The sequence below is a fragment of the Kribbella sp. NPDC005582 genome (assembly GCF_040605415.1).
Lineage (GTDB): Bacteria > Actinomycetota > Actinomycetes > Propionibacteriales > Kribbellaceae > Kribbella.
In genome coordinates this window covers 216,395-235,587 of record NZ_JBEXCU010000005.1, presented here as the reverse complement: position 1 = coordinate 235,587, position 19,193 = coordinate 216,395, and the positions used below count along the sequence as shown (strand labels likewise).

Annotated in this window: 17 protein-coding genes; 3 read left to right on the top strand and 14 right to left on the bottom strand. The window is 69.0% G+C overall.

All coding sequences use genetic code 11. The features are described 5' to 3' along the window. Positions 1-210 precede the first annotated feature (210 nt). The gene (locus ABZS29_RS27570; RefSeq protein ID WP_355465989.1) at positions 211-894 is read right to left on the bottom strand and encodes an NUDIX domain-containing protein; all 684 of its coding nucleotides are present in this window, start codon (positions 892-894) and stop codon (positions 211-213) included. Positions 895-968: 74 nt separating this feature from the next. On the opposite strand from ABZS29_RS27570, the gene ABZS29_RS27565 reads away from it, so the two are divergent. The 3 genes from ABZS29_RS27565 (at position 969) to ABZS29_RS27555 (ending at position 5,094) form a co-directional block, all read left to right on the top strand. After that, entirely contained in the window at positions 969-1,964 is a 996-nt protein-coding gene (locus ABZS29_RS27565) for an SPFH domain-containing protein (protein WP_355465987.1), read from the top strand. After that, on the top strand, positions 1,961-2,821 hold the full coding sequence (locus tag ABZS29_RS27560) for a hypothetical protein (RefSeq protein WP_355465985.1): 861 nt from the start codon (positions 1,961-1,963) through the stop codon (positions 2,819-2,821). The genes ABZS29_RS27565 and ABZS29_RS27560 overlap by 4 nt, the downstream gene beginning before the upstream one ends. Positions 2,822-3,162: 341 nt before the next feature. Next, positions 3,163-5,094: a CocE/NonD family hydrolase gene (locus ABZS29_RS27555; protein ID WP_355465983.1), complete on the top strand. Its 1,932-nt coding sequence runs from the start codon at positions 3,163-3,165 to the stop codon at positions 5,092-5,094. A 41-nt stretch (positions 5,095-5,135) separates the two neighbouring features. On the opposite strand, the gene ABZS29_RS27550 is transcribed toward ABZS29_RS27555, so the two are convergent. From ABZS29_RS27550 to ABZS29_RS27490, 13 genes are read right to left on the bottom strand one after another with little or no spacing between them, the layout of a single operon-like run. Continuing rightward, positions 5,136-6,299, bottom strand: a complete 1,164-nt coding sequence (locus ABZS29_RS27550) for a glycosyltransferase (protein ID WP_355465981.1) — start codon at positions 6,297-6,299, stop codon at positions 5,136-5,138. Continuing rightward, entirely contained in the window at positions 6,289-7,773 is a 1,485-nt protein-coding gene (locus tag ABZS29_RS27545; RefSeq protein WP_355465979.1) for a hypothetical protein, read from the bottom strand. The genes ABZS29_RS27550 and ABZS29_RS27545 overlap by 11 nt, the downstream gene beginning before the upstream one ends. Continuing rightward, positions 7,770-9,071, bottom strand: coding sequence for a nucleotide sugar dehydrogenase (locus ABZS29_RS27540; RefSeq protein ID WP_355465977.1), 1,302 nt, complete (start codon positions 9,069-9,071; stop codon positions 7,770-7,772). Before ABZS29_RS27540 ends, ABZS29_RS27545 begins: the two co-directional genes overlap by 4 nt. Positions 9,072-9,096: 25 nt before the next feature. Continuing rightward, entirely contained in the window at positions 9,097-10,224 is a 1,128-nt protein-coding gene (locus ABZS29_RS27535) for an acyltransferase (protein ID WP_355465975.1), read from the bottom strand. A gap of 9 nt (positions 10,225-10,233) precedes the next feature. Beyond that, on the bottom strand, positions 10,234-11,286 hold the full coding sequence (wecB, locus tag ABZS29_RS27530) for a UDP-N-acetylglucosamine 2-epimerase (non-hydrolyzing) (RefSeq protein ID WP_355465973.1): 1,053 nt from the start codon (positions 11,284-11,286) through the stop codon (positions 10,234-10,236). Then, on the bottom strand, positions 11,283-12,278 hold the full coding sequence (locus tag ABZS29_RS27525) for a Gfo/Idh/MocA family oxidoreductase (RefSeq protein WP_355465971.1): 996 nt from the start codon (positions 12,276-12,278) through the stop codon (positions 11,283-11,285). Before ABZS29_RS27525 ends, wecB begins: the two co-directional genes overlap by 4 nt. A 1-nt stretch (position 12,279) precedes the next feature. Then, entirely contained in the window at positions 12,280-13,371 is a 1,092-nt protein-coding gene (locus ABZS29_RS27520; RefSeq protein ID WP_355466613.1) for a DegT/DnrJ/EryC1/StrS family aminotransferase, read from the bottom strand. Continuing rightward, positions 13,368-14,003 (bottom strand): DapH/DapD/GlmU-related protein, encoded by a 636-nt coding sequence (locus tag ABZS29_RS27515; protein ID WP_355465969.1) that lies wholly within the window; start codon positions 14,001-14,003, stop codon positions 13,368-13,370. The genes ABZS29_RS27520 and ABZS29_RS27515 overlap by 4 nt, the downstream gene beginning before the upstream one ends. After that, positions 13,976-15,145 carry a hypothetical protein gene (locus tag ABZS29_RS27510; RefSeq protein WP_355465967.1) on the bottom strand — a complete coding sequence of 390 codons (1,170 nt, stop codon included), beginning with the start codon at positions 15,143-15,145 and terminating at the stop codon, positions 13,976-13,978. The genes ABZS29_RS27515 and ABZS29_RS27510 overlap by 28 nt, the downstream gene beginning before the upstream one ends. Before the next feature lie 10 nt (positions 15,146-15,155). Beyond that, a complete protein-coding gene (locus ABZS29_RS27505; protein ID WP_355465965.1) occupies positions 15,156-15,959 on the bottom strand; it encodes a hypothetical protein in 804 nt (267 codons plus the stop codon). Next, the gene (locus ABZS29_RS27500; RefSeq protein WP_355465964.1) at positions 15,956-17,308 is read right to left on the bottom strand and encodes a glycosyltransferase; all 1,353 of its coding nucleotides are present in this window, start codon (positions 17,306-17,308) and stop codon (positions 15,956-15,958) included. The genes ABZS29_RS27505 and ABZS29_RS27500 overlap by 4 nt, the downstream gene beginning before the upstream one ends. Next, positions 17,305-18,393 carry a glycosyltransferase gene (locus ABZS29_RS27495; RefSeq protein ID WP_355465962.1) on the bottom strand — a complete coding sequence of 363 codons (1,089 nt, stop codon included), beginning with the start codon at positions 18,391-18,393 and terminating at the stop codon, positions 17,305-17,307. Before ABZS29_RS27495 ends, ABZS29_RS27500 begins: the two co-directional genes overlap by 4 nt. A gap of 1 nt (position 18,394) precedes the next feature. Then, complete coding sequence (locus ABZS29_RS27490; protein ID WP_355465960.1) at positions 18,395-19,183, bottom strand: ABC transporter ATP-binding protein; 789 nt, start codon at positions 19,181-19,183, stop codon at positions 18,395-18,397. Positions 19,184-19,193: the final 10 nt, after the last annotated feature.

The window sequence follows — 19,193 nt, the reverse complement described above, 5'->3', positions numbered from 1 at the left end:
CCCAACCACCTCAATCCCGCTCGAGGTCAACCTCCAGACGCCCAAAGAGCAGCCCACCCACCTTTGGGCGAGAAGGGGTGGGGCGGGGTGGGGTGGGCTGATCGCGGACCGCCCCCACTCACCAACTGCTTTCGGCGGTGGTTCTTGGGCGGCGGTTGAGCGTGGCGCGGAGGGCGCTGTGGAGGTTGGTGAGTGTTGGCGGTCCGCCTTTCACCCCCGGGTCATGGGTGGGTGGAGGGTGGTGGCGGCGCCGCGGCGGAAGAGTTGGGCGGGGCGGCCGCCGTCGCGGGTTGTGGTGGTGCCGACGGGTTCGACGAAGCCGGGGGTCTTGGTGACTTTGCGGTGGAAGTTGCGGGGGTCGAGGGAGATGCCCCAGACGGCTTCGTAGATGGTTCGGAGCTCGGAGATGGTGAACTCCGAAGGGCAGAAGGCGGCGGCTAGTGGGGAGTACTCGAGTTTGGCCCGGGCTCGTTCGACGGCGTCGGTGAGGATCTGGTGGTGGTCGAAGGCCAGCCGGGCGGGGTCGGCGAGGAGGTCCGCGGCGGCGACCCAGCTGGCGGATTCGGCGTCGGTGCCGGCGACGGGGGTGGGGAGGTCGGGGACGAGGGCCAGGTAGGCGACGCTGACGACGCGACCGCGGGGGTCGCGGCGGGGAGCGCCGTACGTCGCGATCTGTTCGAGGTGGATCCGGTCGGAGCTGAGGCCGGTCTCCTCGGCGAGTTCGCGGCGGGCAGTCGCCTCGAGGTCCTCGTCGGTGCGGACGAAGCCGCCCGGCAGCGCCCACCGACCCCGGTACGGCGCGATGCCGCGGCGGATCAGCAGCACCTGCAGCCCGCCGTCGCGGACGGTCAGGATGACCAGGTCGGTGGCCAGGCCGAGCGGCACGAAGTCCATACGCCTCACTCTAATCGTCACCTTGACGAAAAGTCACTCACCCCTTATCGTCAAAGTGACGACAAGGGAGAGACATGGCAGACATCACGCGGTTCCGTTTCATCAGCCACCTGCGGGCGAACCCGACCACGCACGTGCGGCACCTGCGCAACGGGAAGGTCGCCCACGACGGCGCCGGCCAGGCGTTCTGGTTCCGGGCGCTGAACTCGTCGCTGAGCGAGATCCCGATCGACGACCGCGAGCAGCCGCTGCTGTTCCATGGCCGGACGCAGGACTTCCAGGACGTGGCCGTCCAGGCGACCGTCACGTACCGGGTGGTCGATCCGGGGCTGGCCGCGACCCGGCTGGACTTCGGGATCGACCCGGACACGGGGATGTGGCGGGCCACACCGCTCGAGCAGCTCGGCGGACTTCTCACCGAGCTCGCGCAGCAGACCGCGCTCGACCTGCTCGCCCGGATGAGCCTGACCGAGGCGCTGTCCGAGGGTATGACGCAGCTGCGGCGGGCTGTCGGTACTGGGCTGCGGGAGGATCAGCGGCTGACCGGGCTCGGGATCGGCGTCGAGGATGTTCGAGTGGTTGCGGTCCGGGCTGAGCGGGATGTCGAGAAGGCGCTGCAGACGCCGACTCGGGAGATGGTTCAGCAGGCTGCGGACAAGGCAACGTACGAGCGGCGCGCGATGGCGGTCGAGCGCGAACGTTCGATCGCGGAGAACGAGCTGCAGAACCAGATCGAGCTGGCTCGCCGCGAGGAGCAGCTGGTCAACCAGCGCGGGCAGAACGAGCGGATGCGCGCCACCGAGGCGGCGGCCGCCGGTCAGATCGAAACGCAGGCCGCTGCGGGCCGGCAGCGGGCGCTGGCCGAGTCGGAAGCGGATGCCAAGCGCGTGATCGGCGCGGCCGAGGCTGCTGCGGAGAAGGCGATGCTCGAGGCGTACGCCGAGCTGGACCAGGGCACGATTCTCGCGATGGCGATCAAGCAGGGCGCGCTCCCGGAGATCGGCACCCTGAACCTGACGCCCGACCTGATCACCCCGCTGCTGAGCAAACTCGCCGGGCAGGCATCGTGAGCCTTCCGCCGCGGGCGGTGATCGTGCATCGGGCGACCGAGCTCAGCGAGTTGATCGCGCATCACGGGACTCGGCAGCAGGCGGGGTTCTTCCTCGCGGGGCGCGGGCGGGATCTGGCTGAGCTCGACGCCCGGCATCAGGCGCAGCAGGAGGCGCTGGCCACGGTCTCCGCGGCGATTCCGCTGGACTGGCGCCGTACTGTTGCCGAGCGCAACGATCTCGATCGGTTCGTGTTCGGCCCGGAGGACGTCGTGATCGCGGTCGGCCAGGACGGGCTGGTCGCCAACGTGGCCAAGTACCTGGACAGCCAGCCGGTGATCGGCATCAACCCCGAGCCCGGCCGCAACCCCGGCGTCCTCGTTCCGCACGAACCGGCCGCCATCACCGAACTGCTCGCCGTACGGGAGATCGCGGAGCGGACGATGGTGGCCGCGACCACCGACGACGGCCAGCAGCTGATCGCCCTCAACGAGGTGTACGTCGGCCATCGCACGCACCAATCAGCGCGCTACCGACTGGGCTCGGAACGCCAGTCGTCCTCCGGCATCCTGATCGGCACCGGCACGGGCTCCACCGGCTGGTGCCGCTCGGCCTGGCAGGAACGCCGCAGCCCGCTCACCCTCCCAGGTCCGATCGACCCGGTCCTGTGCTGGTTCGTCCGCGAGGCCTGGCCCTCCCCCGCGACCGGCACCGACAACACCGAAGGCCTCCTGAAGGCACCCGACACCTTGACCATCACCGCCGAGTCCGACCTGGTCGTCTTCGGCGATGGCATGGAATCCGACACCCTGACCCTCACCTGGGGTCAGCGCCTGGAAATCGGCGTCGCCCCCATCAAGTTGCACCAGGTCGTCTGAGCTACTCCCAGACGGTCGCGCGCTGCTCGAATTCCGCCGGATCGCTGTGCACCGGAATCACGCACAGCAGATGCCCGCCCGGAGCGCGCAGCGTGTGGCACCCCTGCCAGCTCGACACCTCGGCCGGTACGTCGTCGGTCTCGATGTCCAGGTGGCGCTGCGTCTACCTCGCTGTGGTGGACGTCGATCAGGAACGTGGACACCCGGCTCCGATGCATGCCCGAAGTATTACCCCTGTCTGTACCCGCAGTGATCGACTGAGACGAATTGTGTGCTGACAACGATGGTCACGTGTGCTTATGGTGCGGGCCTTACCCACCGCCCAAAGGGGAGAGACACGCATGCGCAGAACTCCGTTCCGGACCGGGACGATTTTGCTGGCTGCGGCCGCGCTGCTTCCGGCTGCGACACTGTCCGCCACCGCTCAGCCGTCGGCCAAGCCGTTCGTCCAGGGGACGCAGACGGTGGCGGCGTACGACTACGACAACGCGATCCACGAGCGGATCGCCGTCGACGTCCCGAACACGGACAACGACGAGAACGGCGTCACCGATCAGATCACCGTGGACATCATCCGTCCGGGGGAGGCCGCGCAGGCCGGGATCGACGTACCGGTGATCATCCAGGCGTCGCCGTACTACGCGAGCGACCCGGCCAGCTACTTCGACGCCAACGGCGTCCGGCAGGTGTACGGCACCTGGCTGGACAACTACTTCGTCCCGCGCGGGTACGCCGTCGCGTTCGTCGACATGCCGGGGACGAACCGGTCCACCGGCTGCACCGATGTCGGCGGTGACTTCGAGGTGCTCGGCACCAAGGCCGTCATCGACTGGCTGAACCAGCGCGTCCCGGGCTACAACCCGGACGGCAGCAAGGCGAAGGCGGACTGGTCGACCGGCAAGGCCGGCATGATCGGTACGTCGTGGAACGGAACGATCGCGAACTCCGTGGCCAGCACCGGTGTGCGCGGGCTGGAGACGATCGTCCCGATCGCGGCGATCTCCAGCTGGTACGACTACACCCGCAGCTTCGGGGTGCCGTTCTACGACGCGTACATGGAGTTCCTCTACGACTACGTCAGCAACGACAAGACGCCGCGCTGCGTCGCGCTGACCGACGAGATCGAGCAGGACTCCGACACCCGGACCGGCAGCTACAGCAAGTTCTGGGACCCGCGGAACTACCGCCTGGACGCGAGCAAGGTGCACGCCTCCGTCTTCGCGATCCACGGTCTGGACGACGAGAACGTGAAGACCCGGCAGTTCGGCGAGTGGTGGGACGAGATCGCCAAGCGCAACGTGCCGCGCAAGATCTTCCTGCACCAGGGTGTGCACCTGGACGGCTTCAGCTTCCGCGACGAGTACGTGAACCAGCTGCACCCGTGGTTCGACTACTGGCTGCAGGGCTTGAAGAACGACGTGATGAAGCAGCCGCAGGCCACCATCATGCGTGAGGACGGCAGCTACACGACCGAGGCCAAGTGGCCCGCGGCCGGCGCGCGGCAGACCAAGCTCAACCTCGGCAAGGCCGACGGTGCGAAGGCCGGTGGCCTCTCGATCGCGGCCGCGTCGGGCGACCCGATCAGCTTCACCGGCACGGACAAGGAGTCGGAGGACAAGGTCGTACTGGACCCGACCACGCCGAAGCCCGACCGGGCGGTGTTCCTCAGCGACACCCTCGACAAGGCGGTCCGGCTCAGCGGTACCGGCAAGGTGACGGTCCGGGTGCAGTCGAACCGGGCCGCGGCCGGGATCAAGGCGCGGATCGTCGACTACGGTACGGCGACCCGCTACACCAACGTGACGAGCGTGCCGAACACGCCCGTGTGCTGGGGTGACGGCAACACCCTCGACACCGGTTGCTACAACAAGACGAAGATCAACACGGCCGTCTCCGACGCCGCGGTCGTCGTCCGCACGCTCGCCGACGTCGGGCACTACAAGTCGCTGAACCGCAAGGAGTCGCTGAAGTCGGGCAAGTGGTACGACCTGACCTTCGAGCTGAACGCCGACGACGTCGTCTTCGCCGCCGGTCACCGCCTCGGCCTCGTGCTGACGGTCGAGCCGGACAACCCCTCGATCCCGTTCCCGGGTGCGACCCTCACCCTGGACCCGACCCGCTCGTCCCTGACCCTCCCGCTGACCGGCTACACCCAGTCGCTGGCCACCGCCGGAGCCCCGCAGGCACGAGTCCAGGCCAGTGATCTGGCCCAGCCGGAGCCCGAGAAGGACCCGGTCAAGCTCATGCAGCAGATGGTCGAAGCTTCCCGCTGAGACTGACGAGGCCCCGGCTCACGAGCCGGGGCCTCAGTTCTTCACAGCTCCGAGTAGGCCTTTACGAGGACCTCGGAGTCGTGCTCCCAGTTGAGCTCGTCGGCGGCCTCGCGGATGCCGGCGGTGTAGACCGAGTAGTTCTCGATCAGCCCTCGTACGGCGGCAGTCAGCGAACCGGGATCGCCGGGCGTGTACAGCGTGCCGAGCTGGTGTGAGGTCACCACCGACCGCAGCTCGGGCAGGTCAGCCGCAACGACCGGTACGCCGGCCCTGACCGCGTGGAAGAGCTTGTTCGGCAACGCGAGCCGGTGGTTCTCGCAGGTGTTGGTCAGGGTGACCAGCGAGATCCCGTAGGAGCGCAATGTGTCGTCGACCTCGTCGATGGAGCGCTCGGCCACGACCTCGACCGGGCCGAGATCCAAGCGATAGTTGGGATCCACCGACCCCATCAGCACGGTCCGGAACGGCTGCAGCTGACGCGCGGCGCCGACCACGGTCGGCAGGTCGCGACCCGCGCCCACGCGACCGGCGTACAGGAGGCCCTCGGGGCGTTCCAGCGGCCGCGGGACGAAGTCGGCCTTCGGGAAGGTGTTCCGGATGACGCGGACGTCCTTCAGGCCGCGGTCCCGCAGCCGGACGGCGATGCCGTCGGAGACGGTGAAGACAACGCGTGCCTTCGCGGCCAGCTCGCCCTCGAACTTCCGCCCACGCGCCCGCCAGAACGGCGTCGGCCGGCCCGGCAGCGCACGGTCGAACCACAGCTCGTGGCTGTCGTAGACCAGCACCGCCTGCCACTTCTCGGCGTATTCGGCGGCGAGCTCGAGGGTGTTGAAGTCGTGGGCGTGGACGACGTCGAACGGGCCTGCCTCAGCCACCTTCGGCGCCGCGGCGAGCCGCCACTGCTTCTCGGTCCGCAGCCGGTGCTCGGGGAGCAGCAGCCAGCGTCCGAACCGCTTGGCCAGCACCTTCGGCCCGCGACGACCGTGGCCGACCGCCAGCCCGCCACCGCCGGCGCGCAGCCCGGACGACCGCGACACCGACTCGACCGTGATCCCCGGGCCGATCTCGAAGCCCTCGGGAACGTCCCGCCCGATGATGTGAATCGTGTGCCCGGCATCCGCCAAGGCGGTTGCCTCGCGCAGGATTCGCGAGTCCCCCGCGATCGGGGACTGCGCAATCATCAATACCCGCATGTCACTTGCCACCGAGGAAAGGTAGCAGCGCTGCGACTGCTCTGCGTCCATCGTGCAACTCCCGAACGTAAGCAGCGCCACTGTCGGCCAGCTTCCGCGCGGTCTCGCGCTCGCTGATCAGGCGCTCGATCACCGTGCCCAGGTCGCTCGGAGTGGCCTCGGCGATCGGCAGTTCGGTCGGCAACTTCGCCCGCACCCGGTCCGCGACATGCCCCACGGTGACCCGGCCGGCGGCCATCGCCTCACACGCGAGTACGCCGTACGAGCCGAGCGTGAGCTGGTCGACCACGATGTCCGCGTCCTTGACGAGCGCAGCCAGCTCCGTGTGCCGCACACCCTCGACGCGCTGGTACTTGATCAGCCCGCGGGCATCCAGCTCGGCCAGTACCGGGTCGACGTACGCGGAACCCTTCAGTGCGCTGCTCGACGGCGCGTGCAGCACTACTGGCACCTCACGCTCCAGCACAGGTCGGTCCGACGCTAGTGCGTCCACATCAACCGTCAGGGGCAGCCAGGTGCCGTTGTCGACGAACTCCAGCAGGTCAGGCGTCGTGACGAACACAGGACCCTCGTACGTCGCCAGGTGCCGCCGCAGCGCGTCGTGGGCGGCCTGCAACCGCTGGGTGAAGTCGTCCTGCGGATCCTGGAACGGCGAGTACGCGAACAGCTCGCGGTGCCGTGCCGGATCGCGAATCTCCGATCCATGGAAAATCACACCGTGCTTGATGCCGGCCTTGTCCAGCGACGGCACCTCAGAAGTCCACAGCTGTCCGGGGAGCTGACCGAACAGCGGCCGCCCAGCCTCGAACAGCACGTGACTGACCTCTGCGAGCACGTACGCCGCCAGGTCGTACTGCCAGCGCAGATCCGACTTGTACTGCTCAGCCGTGGCAATGCGGTGCGCCGGAAACTCGTACTTCGCAGCGGTGGTGCTCAGCGTCTCCGTCGGCACCACCTGCTCCAGTGCGTTCGCCCACAGCCAGGCCTGACCGGCACTGTTCACCGGCCCGATCAGCAAGCGCCGCTCGCGCGGCGGGGTGGCTTTCGCCTGAGATGCACTGGCTTCCTCGGCGACGACCTTCAGCGTGCGCTTCTGCAGCTTCGCGCGGTCGGCGGCACGGCTGGCGACGGCCAGCATCGCCGGGTCCTGTGCGTACACGACATCCGGCTGCAGACGGTCGATCAGCCCACCGAAGGTGAGCTCCAGCTGCTGTGCCTTGGAACCACTCGGCCGTGGGTCCAGCTTCAGCACTTTCAACCAGGCGCGTCGGAGCAACTGCCCCGCGCGACCGACGCGCCCGTGGGCCAGGTCGGCCTTGAGCTCGAGCAGCGCGACCTTGTGTCGGTCACCGACCTGCGGGTGTCGCATCGGAACATGCACTACCAGGGCGCCGTCGACCAGTTCCTTCGACGACTCCCGGGTGGCCGAAGGCCGGAGCACAATCGTCTGTGCACCGGCCACCACCCGCAGGTCGGGCTGGGTCACTGCCGGACGGACCTTCCGATCACGATCCGCCGGACGCCGGCCCACTTGGCGGCGTCGGTCTTGTCGCGGCCGTCCACGAGCACGGTGATCCCGGGCAGGTCGGCCGGCGACAGGTCGGCGTACTCGGCGTGGTCGGCCTGCAGCACGGCCGCGTCCACCGGCGTGCCCAGCGCGTACGGCGTGAAGCCGAGCCCGGTGAGCTCCTCGTCGGTGTACATCGGGTCGTGCACGAAGACCTCGGCGCCGCGGCCCTTGAGCGCGTCGACGGCCGGGAAGACGCCGGAGAACGCGGTCTCCTTGACGCCACCGCGGTACGACGCACCGAGGACGACCACCTTGGCGCCCTTGAGCTCGCCGTACGCGCCCTCGAGCAGGCCGATGGTGTAGTCCGGCATGCCGGCGTTCGCCTCGCGGGCGGCGCGGACGACGGTCGCCTCCGGGTCGGTCCACAGGTAGAGCCGCGGGTAGACCGGGATGCAGTGGCCGCCGACGGCGATGCCGGGCCGGTGGATGTGGCTGTAGGGCTGCGAGTTCGACGCGTCGATCACCTGGGTGACGTCGATGCCGTTCTGGCCGGCGAACCGGGCGAACTGGTTCGCCAGGCCGATGTTGACGTCGCGGTAGGTGGTCTCGGCCAGCTTCGCCAGCTCGGCGGCCTCGGCGGAACCCAGGTCCCAGACGCCGTTGCCACGCTCGAGATCCGGACGCTCGTCGAAGTCCAGCACGGCCTCGTAGAACGCGGTGGCGCGCTTGGCGCCCTCGTCGGACAGACCGCCGACCAGCTTCGGGTACTTGCGCAGGTCCGCGAAGACGCGACCGGTCAGGACGCGCTCCGGGGAGAACACCAGGTGGAAGTCGGTGCCCTCGGTCAGGCCGGAGATCTCCTCCAGCATCGGCTTCCACCGGTTCCGGGTGGTGCCGACCGGCAGCGTGGTCTCGTAGGAGACCAGCGTGCCCGGGGTCAGGTGCTCGGCCAGCGAACGGGTCGCGTTCTCCATCCAGCCGAACTCCGGCTCACCGGTCTTCTCGTCCACGAACAGCGGCACCACGATCACGACGGCGTCGCTGTTCGGGATGGCGTCGGCGTAGTCGGTGGTCGCCCGCAGGCGGCCGTCGGCCACGGTCTCGGCGAGCAGCTCCTGCAGGTGCGCCTCGCCCGGGAACGGCTCCTGGCCGGCGTTCACCAGGTCGACGAACTGCTGGTTGATGTCGACACCAACGACCTGGTGCCCCTTCGAAGCGAACTGGACCGCCAACGGCAGACCGATCTTGCCCAAGGCAATTACACTGACGCGCACACTGACTCCACTAGATAGTGATTCTTCAACGGGAGCCTCGTAGCTTGAGTTCCAGCGGGTGCTCGACGAACTTGTAGAGCAGCCACGAGGCAAGGATCGATACGGCGCCGACGCCGGCGTACCAGGTCAGGTTCAACCACGAAACAGGCTCGCTGCTTCCATGGAGTTCTCTGATCCCGTACAGCACGGTGGCGTGCACCAGATAGAAGGAGTACGACCACTGGCCAAGTGCGACCAGCGGCTTGCTCCGCAGAAGGGACCGGCCCCCGCGCAGGTCCCGGGCAGCGACGACCAGGATCAGGAAGCCGTAGAGGAGAGTGAGAATCTCCTTCTGCAGCAGGCTGATCTCGGAACCGAACGGCACCTTGCCCGGGTGCCGGAAGGTGTAGGTGAGGACGAGCAGCCCGACGCCGATCGCCAGGTAGCCGGTCCACGCGGGCAGCCGGGTGGTCCAGCCGGAGCGCAACGCGATCGCGATCGCGATCCCGACCAGGAACGCCGCCGCGTGCAGCAGCGGCGGGGGTAACGTCGGCAGCTCGGCCCAGTGGTACTGCGTGAGCCGGTAGCCGCCGGCGACGACCACCGCGGCCGCAGCGAGGAGGAGAGCTCCACCCAGCTTGAGCTTCGCCGTGACCCGGTACAGGAACGGGAAGAACGCGTAGAAGAACATCTCGATCGACAACGTCCAGGACGCCGGATTGCCGCCGTACAGGATGTCGGGGTTGTTCGACCAGCCGTTCAGCAGGAACAGCGAGAGCACGATCGCGGTCATCGAGACCGGCTTGATCCAGAACAAGTTGTCCGGCGGATCGAACCGGTAGAACACGAACAGCGCCGGGATCAGCGCGACCACGTGGGCCGGGACGATCCGGGCGAACCGGCGGCGGTAGAACGTGCCCGCCGACGTACCGGGCCGGGCCGACCAGGTCAGGACGAACCCGGAGAGCACGAAGAAGAACGTCACCCCGGAGGTGCCGAGCTTCAGGAACTCGCGGATCGGCAACGGGGCCAGGTAGCCCATGTGGTGGGTGAAGACGAAGAACGCCGCCCACCAGCGCAGACCGGTGAGCGACTCGACACGAGTAGCTGCCGAGGGCGAGGCCGCCTGCTCAGGATTGTCCCGAACAGGCTGCACCACGTCCTCGGCAGCCATCGACATGTTCTACTCGGCGAGCGTGGCGACCACGCGGCCGGCCGCGTGACCGTCGCCGTACGGCATCGGGCGCTCGCCCGTCGGCGCCGTCCGAGCAGCCAGCTCGGGCAGCTTGCTCACGTCGGAGGTCAGCACGTTCCAGCCGGACTCGACGGTCTCGACCCACTCGGTCTCCGGACGCAGCGTGGTGCAGACGCGGCCGAGCAGGAAGGCCTCCTTCTGCAGACCACCGGAGTCGGTGACCACACCGGCCGAACCGATGACGGCCTGGACCATCTCCGGGTAGGCCAGCGGCTCGCGGACGTGCAGCGAACCGTCCGGACGCTCCAGCTTGATGCCGTGCTCGGCGCACTTCGCGACCAGCCGCGGGTGCGCCAGCAGGACCACCGGGTGCCCGGCGTTGGCCAGACCCTCGATGATGCCGGCCAGGTGCTCCGGGTCGTCGGTGTTGTCGGGCCGGTGAATGGTGGCGACCAGGTACTCGCCCTGCTTGAACGGCAGGTCGAGCGGCTTGTCCTGGACAGCGTCCCGGACCCGGAAGCAGACGTCGGTCATGACGTCACCGACGAGCCGCGACTTGTCCTTCAGGCCCTCGTTGGCCAGGTGATCCATCGCCACCTGCGTGGGAGCCAGCAGGATGTCCGACGCGTGGTCGGTCAGCACGCGGTTGTGCTCCTCCGGCATCCGCCGGTTGAACGACCGCAGGCCAGCCTCGAGGTGCGCGACCGGGAGGTGCATCTTGACCGCGGACAGCGCACCGGCGAGCGTCGAGTTGGTGTCGCCGTAGACAAGCACCCAATCCGGCTTGTGCTCGTCCAGTACGGCGTCCATCGCGGACAGCATCGCGCCGGTCTGCACACCGTGGCTGCCGGAACCGATGCCCAGGTGGACATCCGGCGCCGGGATCCGCAGGTCGGCGAAGAACACGTCGGACATGTTCTTGTCGTAGTGCTGACCGGTGTGCACGATCACGTGCTCGTGGTCAGTCGCGGCGAACGCCTCGGCGATCGGGGCGAGCTTCACGAACTGGGGCCGCGCCCCGACGACACTCAGGACCTTCATGCGCCGGCGACCTTGATGGTGCGGTCCTCGGCGGCCGACTGGATGACGGCCTCCGCGACGGCGACGGTGCGCAGACCCTGCTCGAGCGTGACGATATCGGCCGGCTTGCCGAGGACGGCGTCCCGGAACTGCTCGTGCTCGGTGCGCAGCGGCTCAGGCTTGCTGATCGCGTAGCGGATCATGTCGCCCTCGCTGACACCGCGGAAGTGCGCGACGTCGTCCCACGCGGTGGCGACCGTGCCGTTGGCGTGGAAGGTCAGGTCGGCGGTCAGGGTGTCGGCGATGAAGGCGCCCTTCTCACCGGTGACGACGGTGAGCCGCTCCTTCATCGGGGACAGCCAGTTGACCAGGTGGCTGGTGACGGTGCCGTCGGCCAGCTTGCCGGTGACGGCGATCAGGTCCTCGTAGTCACGGCCGGACTTGTGCGCGCTCTGCGCGGAGACCGTGACGAACGGGGACTGGGTCACCCATGCGGTCAGGTCGATGTCGTGCGTCGCCAGGTCCAGTACGACGCCGACGTCGGCGATGCGGGCCGGGAACGGGCCCTGCCGACGGGTGGTGATCTGGTAGATGTCGCCCAGCTCGCCGGCCTCGAGGCGGACCCGGAGCGCCTGCAGCGCCGGGTTGTACCGCTCGATGTGACCGACCGCGCCGACCAGGCCGGCGGTCTCGAACGCCTTGGCGATCTCGGTCGCCTCGGCCGACGAACCGGCCAGCGGCTTCTCGATCATCGCGTGCACGCCGGCCTCGGCCAGCGCCTTGGCGATCTCGGCGTGGTACTGGGTCGGCACCGCGACCATGCAGTAGTCGATGCCTTCGGCAATCAACTGCTCGATGGTGGAATGCACCGGACGACCGCCGGCGACCCCGAACTTGTCACCGCCCGGGTCCGCGACGGCGACCAGATCGACGCCGTCCAGGGAGGCCAGCACGCGGGCGTGGTGACGCCCCATCATGCCGAGGCCGATCAGGCCCGCCTTCAGGTTCGCCATCTCACGCACCAGCCTTCGCCACGGTGTTCACCGCGGCCACGATCCGGTTCAGGTCGTCCTCGGACAGCGAGGGGTGGACCGGCAGCGAGAGCACCTCGCGGGCGGCCTTCTCGGTCTCCGGCAGGTCCAGCTCGCGCTGGAACGACGGGAGCCGGTGGTTCGGGATCGGGTAGTAGACACCGCAGCCGACGCCGTACTCGGTGCGCAGCGCGTTCGCGAAACCGTCGCGGTCCTCGGTCACCCGGATCGTGTACTGGTGGTAGACGTGGCTGGCCTCGTCGGCCACGGCCGGGACGCCGACACCGGCCAGGTTCGCGTCCAGGAAGGCCGCGTTCTCCTGCCGCTGCTTGGTCCAGCCGCCGACCTTGGTCAGCTGCACGCGACCGATCGCGGCGTGCAGGTCGGTCATCCGGTTGTTCAGGCCGACGACCTCGTTCTCGTACTGCTTGAGCATGCCCTGGTTGCGGTACAGGCGCATCTGCCGCTCGAGGTGCTCGTTGGCGACCGAGTTCATGCCGCCCTCACCCGACGTCATGTTCTTGGTCGGGTAGAGGCTGAACATCGCGAAGTCGCCGAAGGTGCCGACCGGTGCGCCGTTCCAGGTCGCGCCGTGCGCCTGGGCCGCGTCCTCGTAGATCGCGATGCCGTGCTTGTCGGCGATCGCCTGCAGGGCGGTCATGTTGGCCGGGTGACCGAACAGGTGCACCGGCATGACGGCCTTGGTCTTCTCGGTGATCGCGGCCTCGACCGCGGCCGGGTCCAGGCAGAAGTACGTCGGCTCGATGTCGACGAAGACCGGGGTCGCACCGGTCAGCGCGACGCTGTTCGCGGTCGCGGCGAAGGTGAAGGACGGGACGATGACCTCGTCACCCGGTCCGACCCCCGCGGCCAGCAGGCCCAGGTGCAGGCCCGACGTACCGGAGTTCGTCGCGACGCACGCCCGGCCGGAGACCAGCGCTGCGCCGAACTCCTGCTCGAACGCCGCCACCTCAGGACCCTGGGCGAGCATGCCGGACTGCATGACACGGTCGACAGCCTCGCGCTCCTCCTTCCCGATGATCGGCTTCGCGGCCGGAATCGGCTGCACCATCAGTTCTCCTCCTGTGTTTCGTCGGCCGGCCGCAGCCGTCCGTCGGTTTCGATGTACATCTCGCCCGTCTGCGGGCACTTGAACTCACCGTCGCCGACGGCGAGCAGCGGTACGCCGGCTTTGCCGACCCACTTGAGGAACCGGGCCGGCACCCCCGCGACCAGCGCGAAGTCCGGAACGTCCTTCACCACGACCGCACCGGCCGCGACCGTCGCCCAGCGGCCGACGGTCACCGGGGCGACACAGGTGCTGCGCGCACCGAGCGAGCAGCCTTCCTTCAGCGTCACGCCGATCGGCTCCCAGTCGTGCGCGGACTTCGGCGTACCGTCCGGGTTCACCGCGCGCGGGAAGTAGTCGTTGGTCAGCACCACGGCCGGGCCGATGAAGACGCCGTCCTCGAGCGAGGCCGGCTCGTACACCAGCGCGTAGTTCTGGATCTTGCAGTTGTCGCCGATCTGGACCCCGGTCCCGACATAGGCGCCGCGGCCGACGATGCAGTTCTTCCCCAGCACCGCGTTCTCGCGGACCTGGGCCAGGTGCCAGACCGACGATCCGTCGCCGATCTGAGCGCACTCGTCGACGTCGGCCGACGGGGCGATGCGGGTACTCACAGGGTCTCCTTCACGGTCAGCCACTGGCTGAGGACTTCGGCTGCGCGACGACCGTCGTGCAGCTCCGCCACGAACTCGGGTCCGGCGGCAGCCTGCGCGGCCGCGGTCCCGGGGTCAGCGACGAGATCGCCGACGACGTCACTCAGCGTGTCGTCGTCCGCCTCCACGATCGGTACCTCTCGCCCAGTCAGACTACGCACCCGCGAGCGCAGGTCCGAACCGACGTACGAGACGACGATCCGGCCCGCCGCGAGGGCCTCGGCCGCGGCCACGCCGTACAGGCCAATTCCGAGCTGGTCTACAACGATGTCAGCGGCGCCGATCACGCTCGGCATCTCCGCGTGCGGTACGCCGGTGATGCGGCGGTACTCGATGAGTCCGCGCTCATGCAGGGTGGTCAGGATCTCGTCGATCCGGGCCGTGCCCTTGAGCTTCGCGCTGGACGGGACGTGCACGACGACCGGGCGCTCGCCGCTGAACAGTGGGCGGGCCGCCGCGGCCCACGGCGTGGGGTCGATCACAACCGGCAGCCACTGGGCCTGCGGAAGGTCGATGAGCAGGTCGGGCGTGGAGACGAAGACCGGCAGGCCGAGGCGCTCCACCAGCTCGGCATGCCGCCGGGCCTGGGCTTCGAGCTTGCCGGTGAACTCGTCCTGGTGCGCGAACGGCGAGAACCGCTCGCGGGCCGCGTGCCGGCTTGGTAGCCGGATGTCGGAGCCGTGGAACAGCAGGGCGACCTCGACCCCGGCCTCCCGCAGTACGGCGATATCCGCCGCCGCGTCGGAGTGGCCGCCGTACCCGAGGATCGGCCGGAGGGACTCGACCAGGACGTGGGTGTAGTTGCCCACAACGTGCTCGCGCTGGGCACGAGCCCAGCGCGACTGGTTCCACCAGGCCTGCGGTACGCCGTAGTCGTCGGCGAATCGGAAGGCCGCCGAGCGATGGAGCGCGAACGCGTCGGCGGCGACTCCAGGCAGCGTGCGGGCCGCCCGGGCCCATTGGTAGCCCTGACCGGCGGAGTTGGTCGGTCCGACCAGCATCCGCACGGGGGCCGCGGCTGCCGGCGGGAAGGCCGGCAGGGCCGCGTAGGTGTAGCGCAGACCACGCAGACGTGCCCGGACCGCCTTCGCGGTCCGGGCAACTGGCGTCGGCAACTGGCCTGTCATGGACATGACCTCAATGACCTGCCGGCACCTTGAGCTGGTCGAGCTCGCGCCGAGCGGCGGGCAGACCGAGCACGACCGGCCGGTCCGGCCGCTCCTGCCCGAGGTGCCAGCCGGCCCAGATCGCATTGGCGTCCAGGGCGATCACGACATCGGCCTGCGCGAGGAACTCACGCACGTCCGGACGGCTCTGAACGCGCTTCCAGTAAGCCTTGCTGAGGTTCTTGCTGGTCCGCGAGGTCCGGACGAACTTCACCGGACCGATCTTGTTCGCGGCCCGGCCGACGGTCCGGCGGGCCCGCCGGTAGCGCCAGCGCACGGCCTGCTTGACCCGGGCGGTGCCCCACGGCATCGGCTCCGGCTTCTTCTTCGGGTGGTGGCCGTGGCCATGCCCGTGGCCGTGGCCGTGGCCGTGGCCGTGCGCGTGCTGGCCCTCGCCCTCGCCGCTGTGCTGCTCGGCCGCGGCCGGCGTCAGCGCGTCGCCGGTGACCGACTTCGGGTCCGAGACCGACTCCGGCGCGATCACCGCGTCCGGCGACTCGTCGAACTCGTCGCCGTCACCGTCCTCGCCGTCGTAGTCGTCGTCGTACTCGTCATCGTCGTCGTACTCGTCGTAGGCGTCCTCGGCGGTCGGCATCCGACCCGGGCCGATCAGCGTGAACGTGTTCACCTTGTCGTCGACGACGTCGATCGGCGGCAGCCAGCCGATCACGTCGAGCACCAGGTCGTCGCCACCCCCGAGGTCCTCGCGGATGGTGTCGAAGTAGTCCGGCTTCAGCCGCTTGGTGCTCATCAGCACAACCTTCTGCTGAGTCATGCGTGCACCTCGCTCTTCTTCTTGACGACCTCGGCGAGTGCTTCGATCCGCGGGTCCATGACCAGGTCACGGCGGTAGCCGGCGCCGAACTCGCGCGCCTTCTGCCGGATGCCCTCATCGGCCGTGCGAGCGCCGTGCGCGGCCTCGATCAGCGCCGCCGCGATCGCCTCCGGCGTCACGTCGGTGACCGGGAACCAGAGCGGGTGACCGCGCAGTACGTCGGACGCCGCGTTCTCCGGGTCGTGCACCGAGACGACCGGCAGACCGGTCGCCAGGTACTCGAAGACCTTGCCGCTCGTCACGTACCGGCCCTTGCCCAGCATCAGCAGCTGGACGTCGAACTCGTCGTACGCCTTGGCGATCTCGGCCTTGCCGACCGGGCCCTCGTAGCTGACCCCGGCCTCGGCGCCCGAGTTGATCGCGGCCAGCATGTCCGGCCGCGGGACCGCGTAGTACCCGAGGTAGCCGTGGATCTTGGCCTTCGCGCCGGCCAGCTCCTCGGACTGCTCGACGGCCAGCTTCCAGCCGTCGACGAAGTCCTGCAGCGGCACCTTCGGCGACACGGTGCCGACGTACCCGAAGGTCAGCGGGCGGTCGGTGACCGGGCCGCGGTCCTTGGTGTCCGGGACCAGCTCCGGGTCGAAGCCGTTGGCCACCACGTGCATCTTGGTCGCCTGCTCCGGGTAGAGCTCGACGTGCCACTGCTTGATCGGGTCGTTGACGAACCAGATCTCCTGCGCGGCGTCGACCAGCTTCTTCTCCCACTTCGCGGCCCGGCTGTTCGGCTCGTGCAGCCGGTTACCGCTGAAGACGTCCAGCAGCCACGCGTCGCGGTAGTCCATCACGTAGGGCACGCCGGCCTTCTCGTGCAGGTGGTACGCCGCCGTGAACGCGACATGCGGGTTCGCCGTGGCGACCGTCAGGTCGACCGGGTTCTCGGCGTGGATCCGGTCCGCCGCCTCCTCGATCACCGAGCGCCAGGGGCCGTAGCCGTGCTCGGGGAACGGGATCAGGTCCTGCTTGTTGCGCCACTTGCTCCACAACCGCGGGTTCCGCGCGCGGGCCTTGGGCCAGCGGCGCAGGTCGGTCTCCATGACCGGCCAGTCGAACGGCACCCGGACCACCTCGACAGAGGGGTCGACCCGGTCCTCGAGGGTCGCGTCGGCGCCGGTGAACCGGTAGAAGGTCTCGCGTTCGGCCGTCAGCACGGTCACCTTCCAGCCCAGCGCTGCGAACCGGTTCGCGGTTGCCAGCGCCCGGTACACACCGCCGCCCCGGCACGGGGGGAACCCCCAGGCGACGTACAACATGTGTGGGCGGTCCGTCATGCCCATCCTCTCAGCAGTCATGCTCTCAGCAGGGTGAGTATTGCGTCGGCCAATTCGTCGTACGGCGTCGTGGTGGACAGATTGGCGGCTGCCCACCGGAGCGCGTGATCACGCAGTTTCTCGAGCTCGCCGGGGTCCGCGGACCAGCGCCGCAGAGTGTCCGACGCCTCGGCCACCGAGTCCACCAGGACTCCGCCACCGGACTCCTCGATCACCCGGGTCTGCCGGGGCAGCCGGGTGGACAGCACGGGAAGACCGCTGGCGAGGTACTCGTAGATCTTCGACGGCATCGCTTCCACGAATGCCGGCGTCGGCTGCAGCATGGCCAGGCTGGCCCAGGCGCCCTGGGTCAGCCGCCACGCGTCGGCCGGTGGCTGGCGGCCGTGCAGGCGGACCCGCCCGGCCAGATCGGCCCGCTCGATCCGGGCCTCCAGTGCGTCCCGGTCGCTCGGAGCCACCGGACCGACCAGGTCCAGCGACCAGTCCGGCGCCGCGGCGACCGTCTCGACCATGTCGAACAGGCCGCGGCTGGCGCGCAGGTCACCGACGTACACCGCGCGCGGCGTACCGGTGGGTGGGGTCGGCGCCAAGAACGGGACGTAAGGAAAGTTCTGCACGACGAGGCGTTTTTTCGCCTCGTGCGGGGCAAGGTGGGAATCGGCGACAACTGTCAGGTCGGCGCCGGCCGCCAGCTTCGAGCTGGCCCGGACGATCATCCGGGCCGGCAGTCCGGCCGGACCCTTCGCCCAGGCCCGGTCCGCCAGCAGCCGGGTGTAGTCCTCGTGCACGTCGGCGACCATCTTGCGGCGGCGCAGGGTGGTGACGAGACGGGTGATCGGGATCATGTCCGGATCGACCGTCATCACCACCTTGGCCTTGGTCCGCCACGGCAGCACCGCGGTCCGGGCCAGCCGCTGGACCAGGTTGCCGCGGGGGCCGGCGTGCACGACGGCACCTGCCGGACCACCCTCGGGCTCACCGAGGCCCCACAGCTCGACACTGAGGTCGCGGTGCTGCAGGGCCGCGGTGATCTTGTGCAGACGCGCATCGGCGACGTCGTGGCCGGTCGTGATGATCCCCACGTCCGGCGCTGGCCTGCGAGACACGTCAGAGGTCCTCGCGCGAAACAGCCTTTTCGGCATCGACCTTGAGGAACCGGGTGTACTCGTCGATGACCTCCTTGGGCTCGCCGCGCATCATCACCTTGCCCTTGTCGATCCAGATGCAGTCGTTGCAGAGCTCGCGGACACTGCTCATCGCGTGGCTGACCAGGAACATCGTCCGGCTGTTGGTGGCCAGTTCCTTCATCTTGTCGGCGGCCTTGGTCTTGAACTTGGCGTCACCGGCCGACAGCGCCTCGTCGATCATCAGGATGTCGGGGTCCATGTGCACGGCGACCGCGAAGGCCACGCGCGCGAACATGCCGGACGAGTACGTCCGCATCGGCATCTCCATGAACCCTTTTTCGAGCTCGGCGAACTCCTCGATCTCCTCGTACCGCTCCTGGACCTGCTTGCGGGTCAGGCCGGCCGCGAGGCCACCGAGGGTGACGTTCTCCTTGCCCGACAGCTGGGCGTTGAAGCCGACGCCCAGTGACAGCAGCGTGCTGACCCGGCCGTGCACCTCGATCCGGCCCGAGGTCGGCGGCAGGATGCCGGCGATCGCCCGCAGCAGCGTCGACTTGCCGGCGCCGTTGGCCCCGATGATGCCGATCGCGGTGCCGTGCGCGACGTCGAAGGAGACGTTCTGGACGGCCTTGACCTCGCGGACCGCCCGCTCACCCCGGCCGAACCGGACGATCGCGGTCTTGAAGGTCGGCACCCGCTCGAACGTCGTCCGGTAGGTGATGGAGACGTCCTCGACCTTGACGGCCGGACTTGCATCGACGTTTGACATGGTCTTCTTC

Excerpts from the sequence above, each read along its gene's own strand:
- ABZS29_RS27500 (WP_355465964.1), bottom strand. The coding sequence starts at position 17,308 with ATGACTGCTGAGAGGATGGGCATGACGGACCGCCCACACATGTTGTAC.
- ABZS29_RS27490 (WP_355465960.1), bottom strand. The coding sequence starts at position 19,183 with ATGTCAAACGTCGATGCAAGTCCGGCCGTCAAGGTCGAGGACGTCTCC.
- ABZS29_RS27525 (WP_355465971.1), bottom strand. The coding sequence starts at position 12,278 with ATGGCGAACCTGAAGGCGGGCCTGATCGGCCTCGGCATGATGGGGCGT.
- ABZS29_RS27505 (WP_355465965.1), bottom strand. The coding sequence starts at position 15,959 with ATGACTCAGCAGAAGGTTGTGCTGATGAGCACCAAGCGGCTGAAGCCG.
- ABZS29_RS27510 (WP_355465967.1), bottom strand. The coding sequence starts at position 15,145 with ATGACAGGCCAGTTGCCGACGCCAGTTGCCCGGACCGCGAAGGCGGTC.
- ABZS29_RS27565 (WP_355465987.1), top strand. The coding sequence starts at position 969 with ATGGCAGACATCACGCGGTTCCGTTTCATCAGCCACCTGCGGGCGAAC.
- ABZS29_RS27570 (WP_355465989.1), bottom strand. The coding sequence starts at position 894 with ATGGACTTCGTGCCGCTCGGCCTGGCCACCGACCTGGTCATCCTGACC.
- ABZS29_RS27555 (WP_355465983.1), top strand. The coding sequence starts at position 3,163 with ATGCGCAGAACTCCGTTCCGGACCGGGACGATTTTGCTGGCTGCGGCC.
- wecB (WP_355465973.1), bottom strand. The coding sequence starts at position 11,286 with ATGAAGGTCCTGAGTGTCGTCGGGGCGCGGCCCCAGTTCGTGAAGCTC.
- ABZS29_RS27535 (WP_355465975.1), bottom strand. The coding sequence starts at position 10,224 with ATGGCTGCCGAGGACGTGGTGCAGCCTGTTCGGGACAATCCTGAGCAG.